Raw genomic sequence first — 25,371 nt, 5'->3', positions numbered from 1 at the left:
TCTCCCCTGGTTAATGCTTGCGCAACTGGGTTAATGCTTACGCACTTTGGGCACGAATTCTCGAGCGAACTGCTTAAACGACGCTTTGACGATGCCCAACGCATCCGGATCACCACTCATCAGGGCCGACATATACGCTTTCGCCTGTTCGGGCTTTATATGGGGCGGAATCGGCGGAATGTTGGGATCGGTCATGACTTCCAGCACTACCGGCCGGTCGGCGCTCAAGGCGCGATCCCAAGCGCCCGCCAAGGCATCGGGTTCACTAACCTTGATGCCCTTGAGCCCAATCAGCTCGGCATATTCTGCATAAGGAAAATCAGGCACATCCTGGGAGGCTTCGTATTTCGGGTCGCCCTCCATCACGCGCATTTCCCAGGTCACCTGATTGAGGTCCTGGTTGTTAAGCACCATGATGATCAAGCGTGGATCAGACCAGCGCTTCCAGTACTTGGCGATGGTCACTAGTTCGGCATTGCCATTCATTTGCATGGCACCGTCGCCAACCAAGGCAATAGCGACTCTATCTGGATAAGCGAATTTGGCGGCAATGGCGTAGGGCACACCGTTGCCCATGGTCGCCAAGCCACCGGAGAGCGAGGCCATCATTCCGCGCCGCAGCTTTAAATCACGCGCATACCAGTTGGCCGCGGAGCCGGAGTCGCTCGTCAGGATACAGTTGTCGGGTAACTTGGGCGAAAGCTCCCAGAAGACACGCTGAGGATTGACCGGATCGGCATCGGCCATGGCGCGCTCTTCGAGCACCTCCCACCATTGGGCAATACTCTTTTCAATATGCTCGCGCCAGTCACGGTCGGCTTTCTGTTTGAGATGCGGCAACAGCGCCTGCAGGGTCGTGGCGCTGTCACCGATGAGATTGACCTCCATGGGATAGCGCATGCTTACCTGACGACCGTCGATATCGATCTGTACCCCACGCGCCTGGCCTTCTTCGGGCAAGAATTCCGAGTAGGGGAAGCCCGAGCCGATCATCAACAAGGTGTCGCAATTCGACATCATCTCCCAACTCGGGTTGGTGCCCAATAGGCCGATAGAACCGGTCACAAAGGGTAAATCGTCAGGCAGTGCGGCACGACCAAGCAACGCTTTGGCGACACCGGCGCCAAGCTTTTCGGCTATCTGGATAACCTCATCGGTTGCATTCAGCGCCCCGGCCCCGACCAGGATAGCCACTCGCTCACCTTCATTGAGTACCGCCGCCGCCCGCCTGAGATCGTCTTCATGCGGCACTGTAAGTGGCGCGGCATACCCCACACCAGAATGAATGGTGCCGTGCGCATGGGGTGGTGTCTCGACCGCCGGCTGGGTTTGCAAGTCATTGGGAATGATGATCGCCGTCACGGTGCGCTCAGACAAGGCGATGCGGATGGCCCGATCGACCAGATGGCGGATTTGAGCCGGGCTGGTCGCCATATGCACGAATTCGTGGGCGACATCCTTGAACAGCGACAGCAGATCCACCTCCTGCTGATATTCTCCGCCCATGGCGGCACGCGCCTGTTGACCAACGATCGCCACTACCGGCTGATGATCTTTTTTGGCATCGTAGAGCCCATTAAGCAAATGGATCGCCCCAGGGCCAGAGGTGGCGGTACAGATACCCACCTCGCCGGTAAATTTTGCATGCGCACACGCCATGAAGGCGGCCATTTCTTCGTGCCGAGTCTGGATGAACTCAAACTGATCATCGGCTCGATTTAGCCCCCCCATGATGCCGTTACTGCCATCGCCGGGGTAACCATAAATACGCTTAACGCCCCACTCACCCAGTCGTTTGAGCAGGAAATCGCCCACCTGTTGTTCACTCATACCAAGCCTCCATGCCCATAGCCTTTCGCTTTGGCTAAGCTATTTATTAATGCAACATCATTCACGACAACTAAAGGTATAGACCCTTAAAACAGAGGTGGTCAATTCAGGCAATTGATTAAGTACGGTGTTACTTGCCACTCGGCTTAAAATTAATATTTATTTATTTAAATATAGAAAATATATTTAATTCAGCTAGTTAATATAAGTCATGGAAATAGCGATTGTGGATTCCCCAATCTAAGCTTTAGGCAATACTTTTAAACTTTAAACAACATTTCTTAAATCCAGGTGTTAGAGAAAAAGGTTCTTCGCCAAACAAGGACGCTACGTATGCAACGGTTATCAAGGATCGAGAATTACGGTTTTATTGGCAATATGCGCACAGCGGCAATCATCGACGTTGATGGTTCGATCGACTGGCTGTGCTTACCTCGGTTCGATTCAGATGCCTGTTGCGCCAAGTTGGTAGGCGAACCCGAAAATGGCTATTGGAAGTTATGGCCCACCGAAGAGGTTATTTCCCAAACCCGTCATTACCGTGGTGAAACCCTTGTTCTGGAGACAGTGGTGGAAACGGCATCGGGTAGCGCCTCCATTATTGATTTCATGCCTCTCTCGCGTGATGCCGATAGCATCATCGACGTGGTCCGTATCGTCGAAGGACATAAGGGCACGGTGGAGATGCAAATGCACGCGATCTTTCGTTTCGGTTACGGTCATGTCGCCCCCTGGGTACATCGACGCAAAAAAGGCATCACCGCCGTATCCGGCCCGGATAGCTTGCGTTTGGAAACAACAGTGGATCTGGAAACCAACGAGGATGATATAAGGGGTACTTTCACCATTGAGGCCGGTGAACGCGTACCTTTCGTACTCACTTGGTACCGTTCCTTTTGCACCGAACCTTCCACCCGTGATGCTGAACAGGCATTGAAGGATACCGAACAGTGGTGGCAAGAATGGAGCGCGCACTGCGATGTCAGCGATGAGTTTCGCGAACCCGTCATTCGCTCGCTGATCACGCTCAAGGCACTTACCCATATCGAAACGGGCGGTATGGTCGGCGCAGCGACCACCTCTCTACCGGAGAAGACGGGAGGCCAACTCAACTGGGATTACCGCTATACCTGGCTGCGAGACGTCACTTTTACGCTGTACGCCCTGCTCTCGTCAGGTTACCGGGACGAAGCCTGTGCCTGGCGCGAATGGCTGCTGCGCTCGGTTGCTGGTGACCCTGCCAAACTTCAACCTGTTTATGGCTTGGCCGGAGAGCGTCGCCTTTATGAACACCGACTCGACTGGTTAACCGGTTTCAATGACAGCCGTCCGGTCCGTGTCGGTAACCGTGCCTACCTACAGCGGCAACTGGATATCTATGGCGAAGTGATGGATGGCCTGCATTTTAGTCGGGTTCATCATATCGAACCCAACGAGGACATCTGGAAAGTGCAGTGCCAATTGATTGATTTCCTTGAAAAGCATTGGCGAGAAAAAGGCATGAGCCTATGGGAGCTTCGTGGTCCGGCGCGGCATTATACGCACTCAAAAGTCATGGCCTGGGTTGCCGTTGACCGTGCCATCAAGGGCGTCGAGGAATTCGGTCTCGATGGCGACCTTGAGCACTGGCGTGCGCTACGAGAAGAGATCCACGCGGAAGTCTGCGAAAAAGGGTTCAACCAAGAGCTCAACTCTTTCGTTCAGTACTATGGCTCAGATACCTTGGATGCGTCACTGTTGTTGATTCCACAAGTTGGATTTCTACCGGCAAGTGACCCACGCATGCAGGGCACGATTGAAGCCATACAGGAAAACCTCGTCTATGAAGGTTTTGTGTACCGCTTCAAGAGTACCCACAAGGAACAGCACCTTACCGAGGGAGAAGGTGCTTTCATCGTTTGCTGTTTTTGGTTGGTCGACGCTTTGATTCTGCTGGATCGCAGAGACGAGGCCTACGCGCTATTCGAAAAGCTGCTGAGCATCCGTAATGACCTGGGGCTGCTTGGCGAGGAATACGACCCCATTCGGCAATGTCAGCTCGGTAACTTTCCCCAGGCTTTCTCACACGTCGGCCTGATCAATAGCGCCCACAACCTCGGCTGTTGCGATAAAAAAGGCAGGAAAGGCCCGGCGGAAGAACGCGGTGAAGAATAGCCGGGCAAACGCTTAAAAAATCGGTAACGGCTAGGCAGCGCTGCTTAAAAGTGCGGCGTTAACTGCTTGATCAGCGCTTTATAAAGGCGCGGCCCAGCGGCCATTAGCTGGCCTTCTACTTTCACCGTGGGTTGGCCGTCTGGCGTCCCCATCAAGGCCCCCGCCTCTTTCAAGAATAGCGTGCCTACCTGCATATCCTGCTCTTCCAAGCCGAGCACAAAAGCGCTGTCCACTCGTCCGGTTGCCAATTCACACAGATCCAATAGCCCACACCCCGTCGCTACCAGGGTTTCCACCTGCGGGGCAAGTTGTTGGGAAACGGTTAAATAGGCAGGCAGATGGCGAGTACGCAACCAGGCTTCCGGCAGGCCCATGGCCATGCGCGTACCGCTAATGGCGGTAGGCTTGCTGACGCGCATGCGCTTGTCGTTATGCTGGGCGCCGCGGCCGCGGCTGGCGATGTATTCGTCGTCGGCGAAGGGGCAGATAATGACCGCGTGTTCGGGACGACCTTTGATTAGACACACCACTGACAGTGCAAAGCCCTTACCGGCAACGGCTAAATTGGAATAACCGTGCATTGGTTCAATTTTCCAGACGATATCCGCGCCTTCGCCTTCACCTGCGCGGTGCGGCGTAAAGCGACCGGTAACACCGTGCTGTGGGTAACCGCGCTCCAACTGCTGAACAATCGTCGCTTCGGCCTTGCGCGCCGTTTCGTCGAGTAGGCGGTCAAGGTTAAATTCATCGTGAGCGTTTTCAATGCGCTCGCGTACACGTAGGAAATGTTCGACAGCGCTGCGTGCAGCACGCAGCGTAAATTGGACCATCGGATTCATGATCGGGCCTTGTGACAGTGATGTTAAAGAACGTGATGCTAGTGATAAAGCATAAACATAGGCGCAGGTGCCGCCTTTGGCGCGCAATTCTAGCAGACCCCTCTCGGGCATACCACCGAGTCATGCTAGACTTCGCGCTTTACCTATTAATGATTTCACCGAGCCTTATCATGCTTGAGCGCATTCGCATTGTTCTTATCGGCACCAGTCATCCTGGCAATATCGGCGGCGTAGCACGCGCCATGCACAACATGGGCTTGGCAGATTTAGCCCTGGTTGCCCCCCGTTGTGAGGTGATTACCCAGGACAGTATTTCCCGTGCATCGGGTGCTGATCATTTGCTTCACCAAGCCAATGTGCATGCCACGCTGGAAGACGCAGTGGCTGACTGCACCCTGGCCGTAGGCGCCAGTGCGCGCTCGCGTACCCTGCCGTGGCCGATGCTTTCACCCAGGGAATTAGCTGACCGACTACCCACCGAGTGTCAGCCTGCCGACTCCCGTGTAGCGCTCGTCTTTGGCCGCGAAGACAGCGGCCTGACCAATGCCGAGCTGCAGCGCTGTCATGCCCATGTGCATATTCCGACGAATGCCGATTTCAGCTCGCTCAATTTGGCCGCGGCGGTACAAGTACTCGCCTATGAGTGTCGCATGGCATGGCTTAGTCAGGCTCAGGTTGATACGCCTTCCGTTGCGCAGAGCGATGACGATGATCTGGCGACCCACGCCGAGCTTGAGCGTTACTTTGAACACTTAGAGCGCACCTTGATTGGCATTGACTTTCATGACCCGGCTCAACCACGTCAGCTAATGGCGAGACTGCGCCGGCTCTATCTGCGCGCCCGCCCTGAGCGGATGGAAATGAATATTTTACGCGGCATTTTGTCAGCCACCGAGAAAGCCGCGAGCTCCAAGCAACCCAAGCCATAATTTATTAGACTTGAAAAGCTAGCTTTGAAGCACTTGGCTTGAAGTACCTTATGCCTGCCCCCATTTCTCGGAGTCAGTTCAGATCGCCTCTTGCGATGCTCTTGCAAATGAGTGACTGCACCTCTACCGCCCAAGGATCACCTCATGTTTCAACGTCTACGTGAAGACATCAACAGCGTATTTGACCGCGACCCAGCCGCACGTAACTTTCTTGAGGTGCTGACCAACTACCCCGGCCTGCATGCCCTCCTGCTGCATCGCTGCGGCCACTGGCTTTGGAAGAAAAATCTCAAGTGGTTAGCGCGGACCCTGTCGACGTTTTCACGCTGGCTGACCGGCATTGAAATTCACCCTGGCGCCACCATCGGACGACGCTTTTTTATCGACCACGGTATGGGCGTGGTGATTGGTGAAACGGCCCACGTCGGCGATAACGTCACGCTTTATCAAGGCGTGACGTTAGGCGGCACAAGCTGGAATAAAGGCAAGCGACACCCGACGCTAGGCGATGGCGTGATCGTCGGCGCCGGCGCCAAAATATTGGGCCCTTTCACCGTTGGCGCTGGCGCTAAAATCGGTTCTAACGCGGTCGTCACCAAAGAAGTGCCGCCAGGCGCCACCGTCGTCGGCATCCCTGGCAAGATCGTTAAGCGCGCCGACCCCGATGTGGAAGAGGCGCTGGATGTCGACCCGGCACGGCGCGAAGCTATTTGCCAGAAATTTGGCTTTGATGCTTATGGTGTCAGCCAGGACATGCCCGACCCGGTGGCCCGCTCCATGCAGGCCATGCTCGACCATATGCACGCCGTGGATGAGCGCATTGAACGCATGTGCTCTACCCTGCGCAAGCTAGACGATAATTACCGCGACGGGCGGTTACCGGCGCTACGTGACGAAGATTTTGCTGACGTTCTCGATGAGCACGACACCGGCTGCCCAGACGTCGACCAACGCTCTACAGCACCGGCATCTGCTAAGTCATCCGCTGAGTCATCGAATACGCCAGAAAATGAGCCAAAAGCGGAGCAAGAAACGCTGCCGCCGCGTAATGGTTGACCAAAGCACTCAGGTTTTCCCATAATGACGGCACATTTGCCGTTAGTGCGCTGAGCGTTCAGCGTAGAGGGGCTTGCCATGCGCTTGACCACCAAAGGCCGTTACGCCGTTACTGCCATGCTTGATTTAGCCCTGCATGCTCACAGCGGCCCGACCAGCCTAAGCGATATCTCCCAGCGCCAAGAGATATCGCTCTCCTATTTAGAGCAGCTTTTTGCTCGCCTGCGCCGTGCAGGCTTGGTCAACAGCGTACGCGGACCGGGCGGCGGCTATCTGCTTTCGCAGCCACCCGAGGCAATTAGCGTTTCCAAGGTGATTGACGCCGTCAATGAAAGCGTTGATGCCACTCGCTGCCAGGGGCTTTCAGACTGCCAACAAGGCGACACTTGTTTGACGCACCATTTATGGTGCGAGCTTTCCGTGCAGATACGCCATTTCCTTGACGATATGACGCTGGCACAACTGATGCTGCGGCCTGATGTCATACGTATTGCATCGCGACAAAAGCAGCGTGCTGAGGCGGGCATTCTCGCCTCTTCACTCTGAGCCTGTTCATTCAAACCAATGCACCGATCAACCGCCGGAACGTAACGATGACCACACCCACGCTGCCCATTTACCTGGATTACGCCGCCACCACACCGGCGGATGCCCGCGTGGTCGAGGTTATGCAGCGTTATCTGACGGTTGATCAGTTGTTCGCCAACCCTGCTTCGCGCAGCCATATGCTGGGTTGGCAGGCAGAACAGGTGGTTGAGCAAGCGCGTCGCCAAGTAGCCGATGTCATTGGCGCCGATCCCAGGGAAATCGTCTGGACCAGCGGCGCGACCGAAGCAGATAACTTAGCGTTGACTGGCTTTATGCGCGCCAATCGCGAGCGTGGTTTGCACTTGGTCACGTCCATCATTGAGCATAAAGCGGTGGTAGACACGGCCCATGCGCTAGAAAAAGAGGGCTTTGAGGTGACGTGGCTCACGCCTGGGCGGGATGGCTGTATTCAGCCTGACCAGTTGCGTGCAGCCATGCGTGACGATACCGCACTTGTCTCACTCATGGCCGTTAACAACGAGCTGGGCAGTATTAACGATATTGCCGCCCTCGCCGACGTTGCCCACGAATTTGGTGCGGTCTTTCACACCGATGCCGCTCAGGCGGTAGGCCGCATTCCCCTGGATGTGGTGGCCCAGCAAATTGACCTGATGTCGCTTTCTGGGCACAAAACCTACGGCCCCAAAGGTGTCGGGGCACTATATGTGAAGCGCCACCCTGATATCCGCGTTGAAGCACTGATTCACGGCGGCGGTCATGAACGCGGTATGCGCTCAGGTACCCTGCCCACGCACCAAATTGCCGGTATGGGTGAAGCCTTTGCGCTGATGCAGCAGCAGTACGATGACGACAACGCCCATATTACCCGTTTGCAGCAGCGTTTTTTGCGCGGCCTAGAGGATGTAGAAGGCGTGTTTTCAAACACTCCGCTAGACGATACTAAAAAACATGCTGTCCCGAACATTCTCAACCTGGCATTTAAAGGCGTCGACGGGGAATCGTTATTAATGGCACTGAGGGATGTCGCGGTCTCGACTGGTTCGGCGTGCAATTCGGCCAGCGTCGACCCCTCTTACGTACTGCTCGGCATCGGCACGCCGCGAGCCCTTGCGCTCTCGTCGCTACGCTTCAGCTTTGGTCGCTTCACTACCGAAGCCGAGATTGATCATGCGCTAACGCTCATTCGCCACGCGGTGAGCGGTTTACGTACACCGCCCCGTTAAGCGGCTGACTATTTTTAAGGAGGACGCCTCATGGCAACACTCAATATTACCCCGGCTGCCGCACAACAAATTCGTCACGTGCTCGATGAACGCGGCCAAGGGCTTGGCCTGCGTGTTTCGGTCAAACCAAGCGGTTGCTCCGGCTATAGCTACGTGCTCGATTTTGCCGATACCGTTAGCGACGAAGAAGTACATTTTGAAGAACATGGCGCCAGCGTCTATGTCGCTCCCGATGCTGTAGAGATGCTCAACGGCAGCGAAGTGGACTATGTGAGCGAAGGCCTGAACCGCTTTTTCCGCTTCAATAACCCGAATGTTAAAGACGAATGCGGCTGCGGCGAGAGCTTCACAGTCTAATCTTTGCTTGGCCAGGTTTCATCACCGGTATTCATCCCCCGGCTTAAGCGTTATAATCGCGCCCCAGGATACCTAACATCAGGCAGCGGAGCTTTCCCGTGCGCTGATAAACGCTAGCTGCTGAAACGCTATTAGCCGAATCATTTTCTAGGCCGCCCCGGCTTTCTGGGGCGGCAATTTTGCTTAACCCCCTTTTAAGGAGACCACTACCATGGCTACTGAACGCACTCTTTCTATCATCAAGCCTGATGCCGTTGCTAAAAATGCAATTGGTGACATCATCGCCCGCTTTGAGAAAGCCGGCCTGAAGGTTGTGGCCGCCAAGATGGTACATCTCTCTGAAGAGAAAGCAGGCGGCTTCTACGCTGAGCACAAAGAGCGCCCGTTCTTTAAAGACCTAGTCGGTTTCATGACGTCTGGCCCGGTGGTTGTGCAAGTACTGGAAGGTGAAGGCGCCATCGCTAAAAATCGTGACCTGATGGGCGCGACCAACCCGAAAGAAGCGGCCCCCGGCACTATTCGCGCTGATTTTGCGGAAACAATCGACGCGAACGCTGTCCATGGTTCTGATTCTCCGGAAAGCGCTGAGCGCGAAATTAACTACTTCTTTGGCAACGACGAAATCTGCCCGCGCTAAGCCTGTTAAGGTAGCGCCGCCGTATCAACTTTCGTTGCCGGCCATTTTGCGGGGGCCATGCCCCCGCCCCTTTCTATAACGCTGACCGCCATGACCACCACTGTAGCCCAACATACGCCTGCCCCACGTAGTGACGTCGATAGTTCTGACGTTGCCCGCACACCTGCTGCAAAAGCGACGCCTGAGCGCCAAAACCTGCTTGGTATGTCCCGCGAGCAGATGGAAGCTTTCTTTTTGTCAATCGGCGAGAAGAAATTCCGTGCCGCGCAACTAATGAAGTGGATTCATCAAGAAGGCAGCGATGATTTTGCTGCCATGACGAATCTCTCCAAACCGTTGCGTGAAAAACTGGCGCAGGTGGCAGAAATTCGTGGCCCCGGCGTGGTTTATGAAGGCACCTCCAGCGACGGCACGCGTAAGTGGGTGCTAGAGGTAGAAGATGGCAGCTACGTAGAAACGGTGTTGATTCCGGCCGAAAATGGCAAACGCCGAACACTGTGCGTCTCGTCTCAGGTTGGTTGTTCGCTGGATTGCAGCTTCTGCTCCACCGGCAAGCAGGGGTTTCAGCGCAATTTAACCGCCGCTGAAATCATCGGCCAGGTCTGGGTCGCCCAGCGTAGCGTTGGACCACGGCGTGATACGGCAAACCGACCGGTGACCAACGTGGTGATGATGGGCATGGGCGAGCCGTTGCTCAACTTTGACAACGTTGTGCCCGCCATGAAGCTGATGCTTGATGACAACGGCTATGGGTTATCCAAGCGCCGTGTGACGCTTTCAACTTCTGGCGTCGTGCCGATGATCGACAAGCTCGGCGATGAAATGGACGTCAGCTTGGCGATTTCGCTGCATGCGTCTACTGACGAGTTACGCAATGAGCTAGTGCCCATCAACCGCAAATACAATATTCGCGCGTTGCTGGATGCTTGCCATCGTTATCTGGCCAAGTGCCCGGATAATCGTCAGGTCACCATCGAGTATACGCTGATCAAGGATGTTAACGATCAGCAGGAACACGCCGAGCAGCTCGCCGCACTGCTTAAAGAGCTACCGTGCAAGATCAACCTGATTCCGTTTAATCCGTTCCCCAATTCAGGGTACGAAAAGCCATCGCGTAACCAAGTCATGCGCTTTCAGCAGTGGCTCTACGATTTGGGCTACAACGCGACCGTTAGAACGACCCGCGGTGAAGATATTGACGCAGCCTGCGGCCAACTCGTTGGGCGCGTGAAGGACCGTACCAAGCGTAGTGCGCGTTATATCCAATCGGTACAACTTGATGCGGACTAACGTTATACGGACAGTTTGTGCGGTTGGCCTGTTGAGTCCAAAACAGGGCTTATCTTGACTTCCGCTTAGCACGGCGCTTTGATGGTCACGGTTTTTATGTAGCATCAGGTTAGTTGTAGGACGTTCATCACAAGAGGATTTACATGATCGCTCACCGCAGGCGCCAACACCCATCTCGGGTGACCATGCTAACCGTTCTTATCGGTAGCTTGTGGCTAGCCGGCTGTGCCTCGTCCAACACCCTGACACCGAAAGCCAACCCAGCGGCGGCAGATGCCTATACCCAGCTTGGCGTCGCCTATCTGGAACGCAACAATCTTCCCCGCGCACTCAATGCACTGGACCGGGCGCTTGAAATTGCCCCACGCCATGCAGAAGCGCTGCAAGCACTGGCACTGGTTTATCAACGCCAGGGCGAGAGCGCGCTTGCGAACGACTATTTTCAACAAGCGGTTAATGCCGAACCTGACTTTACCCGTGCCCGCAACAACTATGCGGCTTTTTTATTCGGACAAGGTGAGTTCACCGCCGCCTGCGAACAGTTAGAAACCGCATCAGAGGATGCCCAGTACGCCAACCGAGCCCAGCTATTCACTAATTTGGGGCAGTGTTACCTGGCGCTGGAAGAATTTGATAAAGCACGTGCTCGATTGGAGCGCGCGCAGAGTATTGATCCGCGTAATTCACGCGGTTATTTAATGTTAGCTGAACTCGAATATTCGCAGGGCAATTATTCTCAGGCCTGGGCGCCGCTGCAAACGTATTTACAGCTCGCCGAGCCCGACCAAGCAGCATTAAGAATGGCGGTCGATATCGCCCATTCACGCGGCGAGTATAATGTCGCCGCTGATTACCAGCGCCAGCTTGGCGATGAATGACGATTAATTGACGCCCTGATCACCGCTTATTTAATGAAGGATGCTCAGCCATGAGCGATACACAGTCACAAGAAAGCGTCATTGATAGCACCAGCACTAGCATTAACGCCTCCCCCGGCGAACTGCTTTCTCACCAGCGCGAGCAGCTCGGCATTCCCCTCGCCGATGCAGCCCGTGCACTAAACCTGCGCCCCGCTGTGGTGGGAGGGCTTGAGCAGGATGATTATCAAGAGATCCCGGTCGCCGCTTATCGACGTGGCTATCTACGCGCCTACGCCAAATACTTGGGCATGGACGACCGGCTGGTACTTGAAGCCTACCAAGCTCACAATGGCAATATCGACACCGAACGCAGAGTCACACCGGTGTCGACTGCAAGGCCCCCTTCCCGTATTGGTGCTTGGTTGTTTAAGCTCGTTACCTTATTGGTTATTGTCGGCCTTATCGCAGTGACCGTTATGTGGTGGCAAAGCCGGGGGGGCAATGAACCGCCGGGCTTTGGCGCTGCTTCTACGGAAGAAACCGCTAACACCCCAGCGGAGCCGGCCGATGAACCGGCTGAAGCAGAGGAAGAGAGCGCTGCGGCTAGCTCAAGCTTTACCAGCGGCGACGAAAGCAGCACCCAGCCGAGTAATGCCACCAGTGTCACGCCTTCGCCGACAGCTTCGCAAGACCAAGCACCCAGTGCGCAGGATGACGCTGATGCAATCGTGGGGCTTAACGAGTCAATACTGGATAGCGATAACGGCACCTCCATTACTGCCGCGGGAAGCGATGAGTTAAGTAGCGCTGAATTGAGTGCTGAACAGAGTAACGCTGAACAAAGTAGTGCTGAGCAAAGCAGCCCTGAACAGAATAGTCCTGAGCAGAGCGGCGCGGATAGCGAGCAAACTGCTGCCGCCGAGCAGACCGCCAATGCCAATGTGCTTGAGCTGACGTTTAACGAACAGTCATGGACTGAAATTTTTGATGCCAGCAATCAACGTGTCTTCGTTGGTCTGCAAACGCCTGGCACCTCAACGACCGTCGAAGGCGAGCCCCCGTTTCGTTTAACCGTGGGTAATGCCACCGGCGTTGAGTTGCGCTACCAAGGTGAGGAAGTTGACCTTCCCGCCCGCGCAGGTGCCAACAATGTCGCCCGATTCACCTTGGGAGAGTGATCCGTCCTATGTACGCCCCTTCTCCGATAAAACGCCGCTTTTCCCGCCAGATCCAGGTCGGTAACGTTCCTGTAGGCGGTGACGCCCCCATTGCCGTGCAAAGCATGACCAACACCGACACACTGGATGTTGCCGCCACCGTGGCACAAATCCAGCAGTTGGAAAAAGCCGGTGCCGATATCGTGCGTGTCTCCGTGCCCGATATGGACGCTGCCGAAACCTTTGGTCAGATCAAAAAGCTCGTCAATGTACCGCTCGTTGCCGACATACATTTTGATTACAAAATAGCTCTACGCGTCGCCGAGCTAGGCGTCGACTGCCTGCGCATCAACCCAGGCAACATCGGTCGTGAAGACCGCGTACGCGCAGTGGTTAGTGCGGCCCGTGACCATGGCATCCCGATTCGTATTGGTGTCAATGCGGGCTCATTGGAAAAAGACCTGCAGAAAAAGTATGGCGAGCCAACACCTGCCGCGCTGGTGGAGTCCGCCATGCGCCATATCGATTATCTCGATCGCCTGGATTTCCCAGATTTCAAAGTCAGCGTCAAAGCCTCAGACGTGTTTATGGCGGTAGCCGCCTATCGCGACCTTGCCGCACGTATCGAACAGCCACTTCACCTGGGCATCACCGAAGCGGGTGGGCTACGTTCAGGCACGGTGAAATCATCGATTGGCCTCGGCATGCTGCTGATGGATGGTATCGGCGACACGATCCGCGTATCGCTGGCCGCAGACCCGGTAGAAGAGATTAAAGTCGGCTTTGATATGCTGCGAAGTCTCAAGCTGCGCTCTAAAGGTATCAACTTTATTGCCTGTCCCAGCTGCTCGCGCCAGAACTTCGACGTCATTGGCACAATGAACCAGCTCGAAGAGCGGCTGGAAGACGTGATGACGCCACTGAACGTCTCGGTGATTGGCTGCGTGGTCAACGGCCCCGGCGAAGCCAAAGAGACCGACATTGGCCTGACCGGCGGCAGCCCCGCCAACTTGGTGTATATCGATGGCAAGCCAGCGAGCAAGCTGCGCAATGACCATCTGGTAGACGATCTGGAGCAGCTGATTCGTGAAAAAGTGCGCGAAAAACAGCAGCAGCAAGACGCTATGATTGCCCGCAGCGTTTAAGCGTTGGGGGTCGCTGCCAGCTTGGGCGGCCAGTGCCTGATGGCAGAATAAGGAGTTTTCTTTGAGCAAGTCCGCCGTTAAAAAGATTCAAGCCATTCGCGGAATGAACGATCTATTGCCCAGCGATAGCCCGCGCTGGCAGTTTTTTGAAGCCAAAGTTCGCCAGCTGATGCTGCGCTATGGTTTCAACGAAATTCGTACGCCTATCGTTGAGCAAACCGCGTTGTTTGCGCGCTCTATTGGTGAAGTCACCGATATCGTCGAAAAAGAGATGTACACCTTCGATGATCGCAACGACGAGAGTTTGACGCTACGTCCAGAGGGCACTGCAAGCTGCGTGCGCGCGGCAATGGAACACGGCCTGCTGTATAACCAGACCCAGCGGCTGTGGTACCAGGGGCCCATGTTCCGTTACGAACGCCCGCAAAAAGGCCGCTACCGTCAGTTCCATCAAATTGGTATTGAGGCCTTCGGTTTTGATGGCCCCGATATCGACGCTGAGGTAATTCTGCTCTCAGCTCGCCTGTGGCAAGAATTGGGACTGATGGAGCACGTTACCCTGGAGCTTAACTCCTTGGGTTCGTCTGAGGCACGGGCGGCTTATCGAGACACGTTGGTGGCCTATTTCGAGCAGCACCATGAAGTCCTTGATGAAGACTCCAAGCGCCGTCTAACCAGCAATCCGCTACGCATTCTCGATTCCAAGAATCCGGCCATGGCCGAGATGCTCGACGCTGCGCCGCAGCTGATGGACCACCTGGATGCCGAATCCCGCGAACATTTCGATCAGCTAACCGCGATGCTTGAAGCGGCGGGGATCGATTATGTGATCAACCCTCGCTTAGTGCGTGGGCTCGACTACTACTGCCGCACCGTGTTCGAGTGGACGACAACGGCACTGGGTAGTCAGGGCACCGTTTGCGCAGGCGGCCGCTATGACGGCTTGGTGGAACAGCTAGGCGGCAAACCGACCCCGGCTGTCGGCTTTGCGATGGGCATTGAGCGTTTGATCCTATTGCTCGAAACCCTTGAGCTAATTCCTGATGAAGCCCTCGGCGGCTGCGATGTTTATGTGTTGCCGATGGACGATAACGCCACCATTACGGCTATCACCCTGGCTGAGCAGTTGCGTGGCGAACTACCTGAGTTGCGTTTACAACTTCATTGTGGCGGCGGCAGTTTCAAAAGCCGGATGAAAAAAGCCGATAAGAGTGATGCCTCGATGGCCATCCTGCTCGGCGAAGATGAAATCGCACAGCAATCGGCAACGCTCAAGTTTTTACGCGATGACCGCGAACAGCAAAATGTCCCTCAAGCAACATTAGGCCGCACGCTGCGCGGGCTATTAGCCCCTGGTGCTTAGTAAGCGTCCATATAAGCCCAGATAGACAAGCCTAGACATACGAACAACACGAACGTCGACAAACGAATTTAGCAGACTAGGAGCCCGCCCGTGGTGGAGCTGAGAAGCGAAGAAGAGCAGCTAGACGCGGTAAAGCGCTGGTGGAAAGAGAACGGCATGTCGTTGATTGCAGGCGCAGTCCTGGCGGCGGCGGGGGTGTTCGGCTGGAATGCTTGGCAGAACTACCAGCAAGGTCAGGCCGAAGCCGCCTCCATGCGCTATCAACAATTGGTCAGCATTAGCACGGGCAATGAGCTTAGTGACGAACAGTTGGCCTCTGCGCGGGAACTGGTTAGCGACATTACCGATGAACATGGCGATACGCTCTACGCCGAACTCGCCCTGCTACTTGATGCACGCTTGGCGGTTCAACAAGGCAACTTGGAAGATGCGCGTACCGCGCTGGAAAACGCTGCCGAATCGTCGCGACGCTATGTGCAAAGCCTTGCATGGCTGCGCCTGGCCCGTATAGAACTCACCGACGGTAATCCTACACAGGCGCATGCGTTGCTAGACGAGCCGATCAGCGACGCATTAGCAGCCCAGCGTGCGAACGTGCGGGGCGATGCGTTTGCCGCCCAAGGCGACACCGACGCGGCCCGCGATGCCTGGGAAACCGCCTTGGAAGTGTCTCAAACCCAAGACCAGCCGCTTTACGGCGTACAGTTCAAGCTTGACGATCTCGGCGCTGAGGAGGCGACACAATGACTTTAGGTATCCCAACGAAACAGCTGATACGGGTAAGCTTTGGCGCACTGACGCTGGCTCTATTGGCTGGTTGTGCCAGCAAAGGCGAGTCGGCCTATTCGCCTAAAGAATTGCGCAGCTTCGACGAGACCTCCTCGCTAGACACTCAGTGGGATCGCAAGGTGGGTGAAGGCCTGGGTCACGCTCGCTACCCTATTGCGCCGGCACGTGAAGGTGACACCGTATTTGCAGCGGGCGTTGAAGGCGTGGTGATGGCCATGAATGCTGATAGTGGTGACGTTGAGTGGAAAATCGATCTGGATACGACGATCTCCAGCGCGCTCACCGCGGTTGCAGGCCAGGTTTACCTAGCCACTGGTAACGGCGAAGTGATCGCCTTGGATCAACGTGACGGCAGCGAAGAATGGCGCTCGCGGGTTTCCAGCGAAGTGCTTGCCGCGCCCCAGGCCAACCAGCAACTGTTGGTCGTGCAAAGTGTCGATGGCCGTGTGACTGCCTTGGATCGCGCCAGCGGGGAAAAGCGTTGGGTATACACCAGTTCGCAGCCGTCACTCACCCTGCGCGGCACCGGTACGCCGATGGTCATTGACCCGGTCAGCTTTGTCGGCCTGGCCAATGGCCGCCTGGCCACGCTGGATAACCGTAGCGGCCAGCCGCTATGGGAAATGCAGGTTGCCACACCGCGCGGACGTAGCGAAGTAGAGCGCTTGGTTGACCTTTCCGGCCAGCCGATCATTAGCCCTGATGGCCGTCTGTTTGTGACCAGCTATAACGGCCGTGTGGTAGCGCTGGAAGCGACCCAAGGCGACGTGCTTTGGGAAGCGGATCTCTCCAGCCGCCATACCCCGATTCTGGTCGGCGACTTCCTGTTCGTTGTTACCGATGACAGCCAGGTTGTTGCACTGGATGCCAACAGTGGCCGCGAAATTTGGCGTAATGACGAACTTCAAGACCGTTGGTTAACGGCACCCGCCTTTGCCGATGGCCGTTTAGTCTTCGGCGATTTTGAAGGATATGTTCACCTGATCGACGCTCGCGAAGGCGATATCGTGGGCCGCACTCGCGTGCATGGCTCGGGTATCACCGTACGCCCGGTCACTGACGGCAGCACCATTCATGTCCAGGCCAACAATGGTCGCCTGGAAACCCTGGAAGTAACTCCATGACACCCGTCATTGCTTTAGTCGGTCGCCCCAATGTGGGCAAATCGACGTTGTTTAACCGCCTAACGCGCTCGCGTGATGCTCTGGTGGCCGACTTTCCTGGCCTCACCCGCGATCGTAAGTACGGCAACGGCATGCTGGGCGATAAGGTCTATACCGTGATCGATACCGGTGGTATCAGCGGTGACGAAGAGGGCATCGACGCAGCCATGGCTGAGCAGTCTCTCGCTGCCATTGATGAAGCCGATATTGTGCTGTTTATGGTCGACGCACGCGCTGGCCTCATCGCCGCAGATCAGGCGATTGCTAACCACCTACGCGTTAATCAGAAAAAGACCTGGTTGGTGGTGAATAAAACCGACGGGCTGGAAGAGCATTCGGCGATGGGCGACTTTTGGTCGCTGGGATTAGGCGACCCCTGGCCGATTGCTGCCGCTCACGGACGTAACGTTTCTACCCTGATGGATGTAGTGCTCGAACCGTTTCCTGAACGCGATGCAAGCATCCCCGCCGACACCGGTAGCAAAGGCATTCGCATCGGCGTGATTGGTCGCCCCAATGTGGGTAAGTCGACCCTCGTTAATCGCCTGCTGGGTGAAGATCGGGTGGTGGTCTTTGATGAAGCAGGCACGACGCGCGATGCCATTGAGATTCCCTTTGAGCGACGCGGCAAGCCCTATGTACTGATTGATACCGCGGGTATCCGGCGCCGCAAGAATGTCCGCGAAATCGCCGAAAAATTTTCCATCATCAAGACGCTGGATGCGATTAAAGAGTCGCATGTAGTGATCATGGTGCTGGATGGCTCCAGCGGCCTGGTGGAGCAGGATCTGCACCTGCTCGACTACGTGCTGACCACAGGGCGCGCCCTGGTTCTGGCGGTCAATAAGTGGGACGGTCTGGAGACCGAAGCCAAAGACAAGATGCGCACCGAGGTTAAGCGCCGCCTGGGCTTTGCCGATTACGCAGAGCTGCACTTTATCTCTGCTTTGCATGGTACCGCAGTAGGCGATCTCTACCCGTCGATTGACCGCGCCTTTGATGCGGCCAACGCACACTGGTCAACCAACCGCCTCACCACGCTGCTGCAGGATGCGGTCAGCCAAAATCCGCCTCCCATGGTACACGGGCGACGGATTAAACTACGCATGGCCCACCAGGGCGGCAGCAATCCACCGATTATCGTCGTTCACGGCAATCAAACCGAAGCGCTGCCCGAAGCCTACCGTCGCTATCTGACCAATACGTTCCGTAAAGTATTAAAAGTGCGCGGCACGCCGATACGTTTTGAGTTCCGCTCAGGCAGTAACCCATTCGATAACATGGCGGGTGCCAGCGATAAAGAGAAGGCTAAAAAGCGCGAGCTTAACCGCACCAAAGAGGCGCGCAAGAGCCGTCGCTAAGCCGCATATCACGTCTTCTTCTTTTACGCCCGTTTGCAACGTCAGACGGGCGTTTTTGTAGGCGACCTAACAGGCTTCATTAGTGATTAATTTTGCTTGACAGTGGGTGGTTTCGGCACTCAAATAGCGGCGTTTTAACGCTCCTACCACACTTTTCCTACCAAATATTAACACTACGTTTGCCTACTGCTGTGCTACCTGTACACGTCGTAGGGGGAGATATCTTATGCTTTATGCTGCTCGCCGCTGGATAATCCTACTGGGCGTTGCCAGTCTGTTAACTGGCTGCCTCGCCCTACCCCAAACCGGCCTATTTGCTTTTCGCTTAGCCGTTACCTCCCTGGGCATTGAAGACGTGCGAATCGGCCCTTACAGCGTTAACGCTGGCTTGGATACTAGCGATTTAACCAGTCTGATTGCTTCCAGCCTGGGTGCGGGTAGCCTACCCATACAAGCCACCATTGCGATGGGCCTAGGCTTGCCCGTCGGCATGCCACCGGTAGAGATGGCAGGTTTTCGCTGGTCACTGGATATGCCCGGCGTTGACCCTGTGCAGGGGCAATATAAGCAGGACGTCACGCTAACCTCCGGCAACGATGCCAATTTGCGCTTACCCGTCGCCTTCGACGTGCTGGCCACCGACCCCCAACGCATGACGCCGATGCTGGAGCTTGCCAGTCAGCTGGCAACACAGGGCGAACTGCCAGCCGGTAGTGAGTTGGCCATTACCCCTGGAGATCTACGTGGCTTGGGCATGAAACTCCCATCAGGGCTACTGACGCCCAAGACTCGCCTAAACGTAGGCGCTGACGGGCAGTTAGTTCCGCAGCACTAAGGGCTACTCAGGTCAGCATCCAAGTCATCCTCTAGGTGGGTTATGATGGGGGATTGATTTACTGCTACCAGCGGTTATCTTGTGTGCAGGAAAACCATTCGTCTATAAGGAAACCGTCTCATGCGCTGGCTTCGCCCCCTCGCTGTTACCGCTCTATGTGCTTCTATCGCTGCTTGTACTACCTCGCCCACCGGACGCTCACAGCTGTTGCTGCTCTCAGACAGCGAGCTTAATCAGATGGGCCGTCAGGCGTTCACTCAATACCAGCAGGAACTTCCCAGCGCCGGCCAGGCTAGCCAGCGCTATGTCCAGTGCATTGCGGATGCCATTGTGGCGGAACTTCCCGCCGAGCAGCAGCAGTTAGACTGGCAAATCCGCGTATTTGAATCCGAGCAGCCCAACGCGTTCGCGCTTCCCGGCGGCTATATGGGTGTGAATACCGGCATGCTGGATATTGCCACTAACCAAGACCAGCTCGCCTCGGTCATAGGTCACGAGATTGGTCACGTACTGGCGAACCACGCCAATGAGCGCGCCTCGACCGAAAGTGCCACCTCACTTGGCCTATCGGTAATTTCCAGCACCTCCGGCATGCAGTCCGCGGGTGGCCAGCAGCTGATGGGTGTGCTCGGTATGGGCGCGCAGTACGGCATCGTCCTACCCTTCTCGCGCGCCCATGAAAGCGAAGCCGATGTGATTGGGCTGGATCTGATGGCCCAGGCGGGTTTCAATCCCCGTGAGAGCGTCACCCTGTGGGAAAACATGCAGGCAGCGACAGGCGGCGGTGCCCCCCCCGAGTGGATGTCGACCCACCCTGGTCAAGGCCAGCGCATTGAAGGCCTACAAGGCAATATGGATCAAGCACTTGCCCTGTATGAGCAGGCTCGCAGCAATGGTCATACCCCCAACTGCCCACGCCCGTAACGCTCACGTTGTGGTCTGACGGCGTCAGGCTCTTGAGGTTTAAATGATTAAATTAGGGTTACTGTTACTGGTGCTGCCGCTGTTTGTACTGATGGGCGTTTATTTCTGGGAGTTGAACGGTGTGCGCGCCTGTCAATTGGATGGCGGATATTGGAATTACGTCGCGCATGTTTGTAGGGACACGCCACAGCCGTTTGTTTCTTGGCTGGAGCGCTCACCGCTACTCGTCAATGGCGGCATGCTGCTCTCGGTGGTTGGCCTAGCAATGTGCATGGTGGGGTTATACGTAAAACGTGCTAATTGAAGCGTTTTTAGTATCTGTATCATGACAGCGGGGTCGGATAAGTCATCCGACCCCGCTTTCTTTTGTGGCGTTCTTGAGTTCGCTTATTGATAGTTAAGCGATTGGCGTAATATTTCGCGCACAGGAGCTGTTTCCGGACGCACGTTGCGCCATAGGAAAAACGACTCAGCGGCTTGCTCTACCAACATGCCTAAGCCATCAAGCAGCTTCGCGCCACGTGGCCCCGCCCATTGTAAGAACACCGTCGGTTCGGCCCCGTACATCATGTCGTAAGCCCAGGCATGCGGCGCAAATACTGTGTCTGGTAGGGGCGGCAGCTCCCCAGTGAGACTGGCGCTAGTGCCGTTAATTACTACATCAAAAGTACCGTTCAGGGCATCGAAACCGCCGCCACTAATCCGCCCCAGATCGGCAAAATCACTGACCAACTGCTCGGCTTTGTCAGCGGTGCGGTTCACCACGACGATTTCACTCGGCTGTTCGGCAAGCAGAGGTTCCAAAATGCCCCGTACGGCCCCGCCCGCTCCCACGACTAAAAGTCGTTTTCCGGCTAACGCAACACGGTGATAGGTCAAATCGCGCACTAGGCCAATCCCATCGGTGTTATCGCCATAGGTACGCCCATTGCCACCCAGAATCAGCGTATTCACCGCGCCCGCCCGGCGGGCACGATGGCTCAGGGTATCGCACAGCGCGAAAGCGTCTCCTTTGAATGGCACGGTGACGTTGGCACCGCGTCCGCCCGCATCGACAAACGCACGCCACGCACCAACAAAGCCATCCAACGGCGTCTCTTCGGCGGTGTACTCACATGCCTGCTGGGTTTGGTGGGCAAACTCAGCGTGGATCAGCGGCGACTTGGAGTGATTGATCGGGTTGCCAAACACACAGTAGCGATCGGTCATAGCGCTTCTCCGCTAATGCTTAGCGTTGCATCGCCAGCGGCTTCATCGAGCCAGTCACGAGGGTGTAAGAAATCCTGCAAACGCGCTTCAGCGCTACCAGGCATTGGCTCGAAGGCATACTCCCAGCGCGCGAGTGGCGGCATCGACATCAAGATAGATTCGGTGCGCCCACCGCTCTGCAGGCCAAACAGCGTGCCGCGGTCCCATACCAGATTAAATTCAACGTAGCGGCCACGGCGATAGAGCTGAAAATCGCGTTCTTGATCGTTCCACGCATCGTTCTTGCGGCGCTTAACGATGGGTAAATAAGCGTCTAGAAAACTGTCGCCCACCGCACGTTGAAAGGCAAAACATTCTGCAAAGCTACCTTCGTTCAAATCGTCGAAAAATAGCCCGCCAACACCGCGCGTTTCATCGCGGTGCTTAAGGTAGAAGTACTCGTCGCACCAGACTTTATAACGCGGGTAAACCTCATCACCAAACGGATCACAGGCGGCTTTTGCTACACGGTGCCAATGCACCACATCTTCCATCACAGGGTAAAATGGCGTTAAGTCAAAACCGCCGCCAAACCACCAGACCGGCGGTTCGCCGGTTTTCTCAGCAATAAAAAAGCGCACATTGCCATGGCTGGTGGGCACATGCGGGTTCTCCGGGTGCAATACCCAGGAAACACCCACCGCGTGGAAGCTGCGCCCAGCCAGCTCTGGGCGCGCGGCGGTGGCCGAAGGCGGTAGTTGGGCGCCATAAACGTGGGAAAAGTTGACGCCACCTTTTTCAAATACCCCTCCATTAGTCATTACTCGCGAGCGACCGCCGCCGCCTTCTTCACGTTCCCAGCTATCCTCTTGGAACCGAGCAGCACCATCCGCCTCGGTCAATCCAGCGCAAAGCCGCTCCTGTAGATCAAGAAGGTAGTGTTTAACGTCATCGAGGTGCTCGTGGGCCACGGTAACTCCTGGGTGATTGATAGTGAATGGAGAGTAGTAAGTGGTGGGCAGTAAGTGGTGAATAGTGAATTAATGGCGTACTGCTTAAGGACGCATGATTTTGCCAGTGGCTAAATCTCTTATGGTGCTAGGTTTGGCATTACCGCCAAGGTCGCCTTTCACCACATAGGCCACTTCATCGCCAAAGATTTCAGTGATCTCAGTAGCGCTCATTGCTGGTGGCTCCCCCGAACGGTTGGCTGAAGTCGACACCAGCGGGCCACCAAACGCTTCGCATAGGGCTTTCATCAGCGGATGGTCGGTCACTCGCAGCGCCACGCGCTCATGAGCGCCTCGTACCAGACCGTGGCTGCGGCCATTATCAGGCACTAACCACGTGTTAGGACCCGGCCAGCTGGCAGCCAAAGGCGCATGCATCGCGAGCGGAAGTTGGCTCAACCAGGGTAGGAACTGCTCAATACTGGCGGCAACGAGAATGACCCCTTTTGCTGGGTCGCGTTCTTTCATACGCATCAAATGGGCTAGGGCTTCATCGTTTTCGGGGTCACAGCTTAGCCCCCAAACTGCTTCGGTAGGGCAGGCAATCACTCCCCCGTCACGCAGTGCACGAATCGCAGGGGCTAGATCAGTCGCCAAACTCATGGTCTCTCCTTACGGCAACATGCCTTTAATGGTTTTATCCTATCATGGCCGCGGCAGCCGCACCCAGCCTCCCGCTTGCTGGCTGACCCAGCCGTCTAACTCAAGCATCAGCAGGCGCTGTTGGCAGTCGCTGACCGTCACGCCGGTGGCATGCACCAATAGGTCAATAGGTGTCGGCGTGGCCGATAGAGACGCTAACAAGTCATCAGGCAGGGTTTCGGGAAGCGACTCGGGAAGTGGCTCTTGATTAGAAGGCCTTTCTAAACCAGCCGATACACCTTGCTTCGTGTCGTCATCGGGCGGAATAAACGCCTCTGCCCAGTGGCCGAGGTCAGCAATGATATCGTCGACACTACAGGCCAGATGAGCACTCCCTTGGCGTAATAGTGCTAAGCATCCGCGTGCTTGCACATTGTGCAGTGAGCCGGGCAGTACAAACAGTTCGCGATTTTGCTCTAGCGTGAGCCGTGCACTCACCAGCGAGCCGCTTTTTTCGGTAGCTTCAACCACCAGTGTACCGAGCGAAAGGCCGGTAACAATTCTATTCCGCCGCGGAAAAAATGCTGGGCGGGCCACGGTGCCAGGCGGATGCTCCGATAACACTAGGCCACCAGGCAGGCGACTAAGCTGTTCGTGAAGATCACGGTGGGAGGCGGGGTAGATCACATCCACGCCGCAACCCAGTACGGCAATAGTGCTTCCACCGGCATTCAGGGCGGCGCGTTGGGCAACACCGTCAATCCCCAATGCCATACCGCTGACGACACACCAGCCGCGGCGGGCCAGGTCGCGCGCAAACGCTTGCGCGTTATGTGTGCCTTCCCCTGTCGGGCGGCGGGTGCCTACCATAGCAAGCTTGGGGCCTTCCAGTGCGCCAAGATTCCCCTGCGCCCAGAGTACTACCGGCGGGTCGGGTAATTCATTTAACAGTGCAGGCCAAGCGGGGTGGTCACGATGCAGTATGTGCCGACTTGGGACGCTCTGCTGCCAAGCCAAGGTCTCATCAATAACGTTTTGCAGCGGACTGCGTGCGGGGTGCTCAAGCCATAGGCGCAACTCACTGGCCGCACGGCTAGGCAGTGCGGCCAACCAACCTGCTGGCCACTGTGGTTGGCGGGCCAACAACTGCGCAATACGCAGTGCCCCCATACCCGGCAGCGCATTGACCACCAGCCACTCATGGGCGTCCATATGTCCTCCTTATAAACCCATTTTTTTGCCGACCGCTAGTCAACCGATGACACCACTTGATCACCCACTTCCAACACGTTCGATGCCTGCATCACCAGGGCATAACTGACGTGATCATAGGGTTTAAACACCATCACAGCGCCCGCTTCAGTGTTGGGCAGTTGAACCAACTCCTGAGTACGAGGATCGTTGATTAACTCCCCTTGCTGGTTAACTTGCAGCACATGGCCCGGCTGCAACCCATCCAGCGTGCCACGATCGAGCGTAACGATCTGAAAGCGCCCAATAAAGCGCACGCCACCCGGTACGGCAATAATCCGCCCTTCGATAGCACTTAACGGTGCACGGGGTATTAATTCTGTGCTCTGCTCGTGGTCATCCAGCGGCAATACGATATCGTTAACACGCACTTCCTGATGAGAACTCACGACCTCAAGCTGAACAATATCGCCTTCACTACTAATATGCCGAGCGGCGCCCACTTTAGTTAATTCGATACCAAGCGGTGTGCCTTCCAGCGTTTGGTAGGTCTCCGATTGACGGTAGATGCCCAACTGGCCGTGACGCGGCACGTCACCTCGCGCGTAAAGCTGATCCCCCGCACCACTAATCAAGCGACGGTCATCTCCCGCAATGACATAAGCCAACGCTTGCAACGCCTCGGCGTTGTCGACCACACGGTGTTCGCGTAGAAAGGCCTGCGCTATCTCCATAGGGATCGGCTCAACCGCTTCCCCATGCGGCAAGGTGCGCACCTGTGGCGAAAGTTTCACCACGTTTTGCTCTCGCTCCCACGCAATTGCATCAGCGCTCACCAGCATGACGATAGTCAGCAGTAATGCGCCAAAACCGTCACAATAGGCGTGTTGTTTCGCCGCCATCCTGCTTTCCCCTATTCGCTGATTAAATACGTCGCTG

General features: G+C 56.0%; 25 protein-coding genes. 18 read left to right on the top strand and 7 right to left on the bottom strand.

The genetic code is table 11. The features are described from left to right. Positions 1 to 30: 30 nt before the first annotated feature. Positions 31 to 1,830, bottom strand: coding sequence for a thiamine pyrophosphate-requiring protein (locus ACW44H_RS02755; RefSeq protein ID WP_457506687.1), 1,800 nt, complete (start codon positions 1,828 to 1,830; stop codon positions 31 to 33). A gap of 333 nt (positions 1,831 to 2,163) precedes the next feature. Between ACW44H_RS02755 and ACW44H_RS02750 the strand changes: the two genes are divergently transcribed. After that, positions 2,164 to 3,984 carry a glycoside hydrolase family 15 protein gene (locus ACW44H_RS02750; protein WP_457506685.1) on the top strand — a complete coding sequence of 607 codons (1,821 nt, stop codon included), beginning with the start codon at positions 2,164 to 2,166 and terminating at the stop codon, positions 3,982 to 3,984. 44 nt (positions 3,985 to 4,028) lie between these two features. Here ACW44H_RS02750 and ACW44H_RS02745 read toward each other — a convergent pair whose 3' ends face one another. Then, positions 4,029 to 4,823: an inositol monophosphatase family protein gene (locus tag ACW44H_RS02745; protein ID WP_113268896.1), complete on the bottom strand. Its 795-nt coding sequence runs from the start codon at positions 4,821 to 4,823 to the stop codon at positions 4,029 to 4,031. Positions 4,824 to 4,993: 170 nt separating this feature from the next. Between ACW44H_RS02745 and trmJ the strand changes: the two genes are divergently transcribed. From trmJ to ACW44H_RS02660, 17 genes are all read left to right on the top strand, one after another. Next, positions 4,994 to 5,752: a tRNA (cytosine(32)/uridine(32)-2'-O)-methyltransferase TrmJ gene (gene trmJ, locus ACW44H_RS02740; protein WP_457506682.1), complete on the top strand. Its 759-nt coding sequence runs from the start codon at positions 4,994 to 4,996 to the stop codon at positions 5,750 to 5,752. A 144-nt stretch (positions 5,753 to 5,896) separates the two neighbouring features. Continuing rightward, on the top strand, positions 5,897 to 6,808 hold the full coding sequence (gene cysE / locus ACW44H_RS02735) for a serine O-acetyltransferase (protein ID WP_457506680.1): 912 nt from the start codon (positions 5,897 to 5,899) through the stop codon (positions 6,806 to 6,808). Between the two features lie 78 nt (positions 6,809 to 6,886). Then, positions 6,887 to 7,354 carry a Fe-S cluster assembly transcriptional regulator IscR gene (iscR, locus tag ACW44H_RS02730; protein WP_447043050.1) on the top strand — a complete coding sequence of 156 codons (468 nt, stop codon included), beginning with the start codon at positions 6,887 to 6,889 and terminating at the stop codon, positions 7,352 to 7,354. A gap of 47 nt (positions 7,355 to 7,401) precedes the next feature. After that, on the top strand, positions 7,402 to 8,580 hold the full coding sequence (locus tag ACW44H_RS02725; RefSeq protein WP_457506678.1) for an aminotransferase class V-fold PLP-dependent enzyme: 1,179 nt from the start codon (positions 7,402 to 7,404) through the stop codon (positions 8,578 to 8,580). 30 nt (positions 8,581 to 8,610) lie between these two features. Continuing rightward, positions 8,611 to 8,937 (top strand): HesB/IscA family protein, encoded by a 327-nt coding sequence (locus tag ACW44H_RS02720; RefSeq protein ID WP_113268611.1) that lies wholly within the window; start codon positions 8,611 to 8,613, stop codon positions 8,935 to 8,937. Positions 8,938 to 9,148: 211 nt separating this feature from the next. Continuing rightward, positions 9,149 to 9,574 (top strand): nucleoside-diphosphate kinase, encoded by a 426-nt coding sequence (gene ndk, locus ACW44H_RS02715; RefSeq protein WP_447043053.1) that lies wholly within the window; start codon positions 9,149 to 9,151, stop codon positions 9,572 to 9,574. 90 nt (positions 9,575 to 9,664) lie between these two features. Further along, entirely contained in the window at positions 9,665 to 10,864 is a 1,200-nt protein-coding gene (rlmN, locus tag ACW44H_RS02710) for a 23S rRNA (adenine(2503)-C(2))-methyltransferase RlmN (RefSeq protein ID WP_457506675.1), read from the top strand. 143 nt (positions 10,865 to 11,007) lie between these two features. Beyond that, positions 11,008 to 11,742 (top strand): type IV pilus biogenesis/stability protein PilW, encoded by a 735-nt coding sequence (gene pilW, locus ACW44H_RS02705; RefSeq protein ID WP_457506673.1) that lies wholly within the window; start codon positions 11,008 to 11,010, stop codon positions 11,740 to 11,742. A gap of 50 nt (positions 11,743 to 11,792) precedes the next feature. Then, entirely contained in the window at positions 11,793 to 12,902 is a 1,110-nt protein-coding gene (locus ACW44H_RS02700) for a RodZ domain-containing protein (protein ID WP_457506671.1), read from the top strand. Positions 12,903 to 12,910: 8 nt separating this feature from the next. Beyond that, positions 12,911 to 14,026 carry a flavodoxin-dependent (E)-4-hydroxy-3-methylbut-2-enyl-diphosphate synthase gene (gene ispG / locus ACW44H_RS02695; RefSeq protein WP_113268607.1) on the top strand — a complete coding sequence of 372 codons (1,116 nt, stop codon included), beginning with the start codon at positions 12,911 to 12,913 and terminating at the stop codon, positions 14,024 to 14,026. A gap of 61 nt (positions 14,027 to 14,087) precedes the next feature. Further along, entirely contained in the window at positions 14,088 to 15,389 is a 1,302-nt protein-coding gene (hisS, locus tag ACW44H_RS02690; RefSeq protein ID WP_457506668.1) for a histidine--tRNA ligase, read from the top strand. 90 nt (positions 15,390 to 15,479) lie between these two features. Beyond that, positions 15,480 to 16,136 carry a YfgM family protein gene (locus tag ACW44H_RS02685; RefSeq protein ID WP_457506666.1) on the top strand — a complete coding sequence of 219 codons (657 nt, stop codon included), beginning with the start codon at positions 15,480 to 15,482 and terminating at the stop codon, positions 16,134 to 16,136. Beyond that, a complete protein-coding gene (gene bamB, locus ACW44H_RS02680; protein WP_457506664.1) occupies positions 16,133 to 17,302 on the top strand; it encodes an outer membrane protein assembly factor BamB in 1,170 nt (389 codons plus the stop codon). The genes ACW44H_RS02685 and bamB overlap by 4 nt, the downstream gene beginning before the upstream one ends. Beyond that, entirely contained in the window at positions 17,299 to 18,702 is a 1,404-nt protein-coding gene (gene der, locus ACW44H_RS02675) for a ribosome biogenesis GTPase Der (protein ID WP_113268604.1), read from the top strand. The genes bamB and der overlap by 4 nt, the downstream gene beginning before the upstream one ends. Positions 18,703 to 18,928: 226 nt before the next feature. Further along, a complete protein-coding gene (locus ACW44H_RS02670; RefSeq protein ID WP_457506662.1) occupies positions 18,929 to 19,537 on the top strand; it encodes a hypothetical protein in 609 nt (202 codons plus the stop codon). 120 nt (positions 19,538 to 19,657) lie between these two features. Continuing rightward, a complete protein-coding gene (locus tag ACW44H_RS02665; RefSeq protein WP_113268602.1) occupies positions 19,658 to 20,461 on the top strand; it encodes a M48 family metallopeptidase in 804 nt (267 codons plus the stop codon). 43 nt (positions 20,462 to 20,504) lie between these two features. Next, entirely contained in the window at positions 20,505 to 20,765 is a 261-nt protein-coding gene (locus ACW44H_RS02660) for a hypothetical protein (RefSeq protein WP_457506660.1), read from the top strand. Positions 20,766 to 20,848: 83 nt separating this feature from the next. Here ACW44H_RS02660 and aroE read toward each other — a convergent pair whose 3' ends face one another. The 5 genes from aroE to ACW44H_RS02635 all read right to left on the bottom strand — a co-directional run bounded on the left by aroE (position 20,849) and on the right by ACW44H_RS02635 (position 25,334). After that, positions 20,849 to 21,670 carry a shikimate dehydrogenase gene (gene aroE / locus ACW44H_RS02655; protein ID WP_457506658.1) on the bottom strand — a complete coding sequence of 274 codons (822 nt, stop codon included), beginning with the start codon at positions 21,668 to 21,670 and terminating at the stop codon, positions 20,849 to 20,851. Further along, positions 21,667 to 22,620, bottom strand: coding sequence for an oxygen-dependent coproporphyrinogen oxidase (gene hemF / locus ACW44H_RS02650; protein ID WP_457506657.1), 954 nt, complete (start codon positions 22,618 to 22,620; stop codon positions 21,667 to 21,669). Before hemF ends, aroE begins: the two co-directional genes overlap by 4 nt. Before the next feature lie 84 nt (positions 22,621 to 22,704). Beyond that, positions 22,705 to 23,262 carry an L-threonylcarbamoyladenylate synthase gene (locus ACW44H_RS02645; RefSeq protein WP_457506655.1) on the bottom strand — a complete coding sequence of 186 codons (558 nt, stop codon included), beginning with the start codon at positions 23,260 to 23,262 and terminating at the stop codon, positions 22,705 to 22,707. A 42-nt stretch (positions 23,263 to 23,304) separates the two neighbouring features. Beyond that, the gene (dprA, locus tag ACW44H_RS02640) at positions 23,305 to 24,453 is read right to left on the bottom strand and encodes a DNA-processing protein DprA (RefSeq protein WP_457506653.1); all 1,149 of its coding nucleotides are present in this window, start codon (positions 24,451 to 24,453) and stop codon (positions 23,305 to 23,307) included. Positions 24,454 to 24,488: 35 nt separating this feature from the next. Then, entirely contained in the window at positions 24,489 to 25,334 is an 846-nt protein-coding gene (locus ACW44H_RS02635) for a peptidoglycan-binding protein (RefSeq protein ID WP_457506651.1), read from the bottom strand. Between the last annotated feature and the right edge of the window lie 37 nt (positions 25,335 to 25,371).

It is taken from the genome of Vreelandella sulfidaeris Esulfide1, from assembly GCF_054072535.1.
This window is presented reverse-complemented; position numbering and strand designations above follow the sequence as displayed.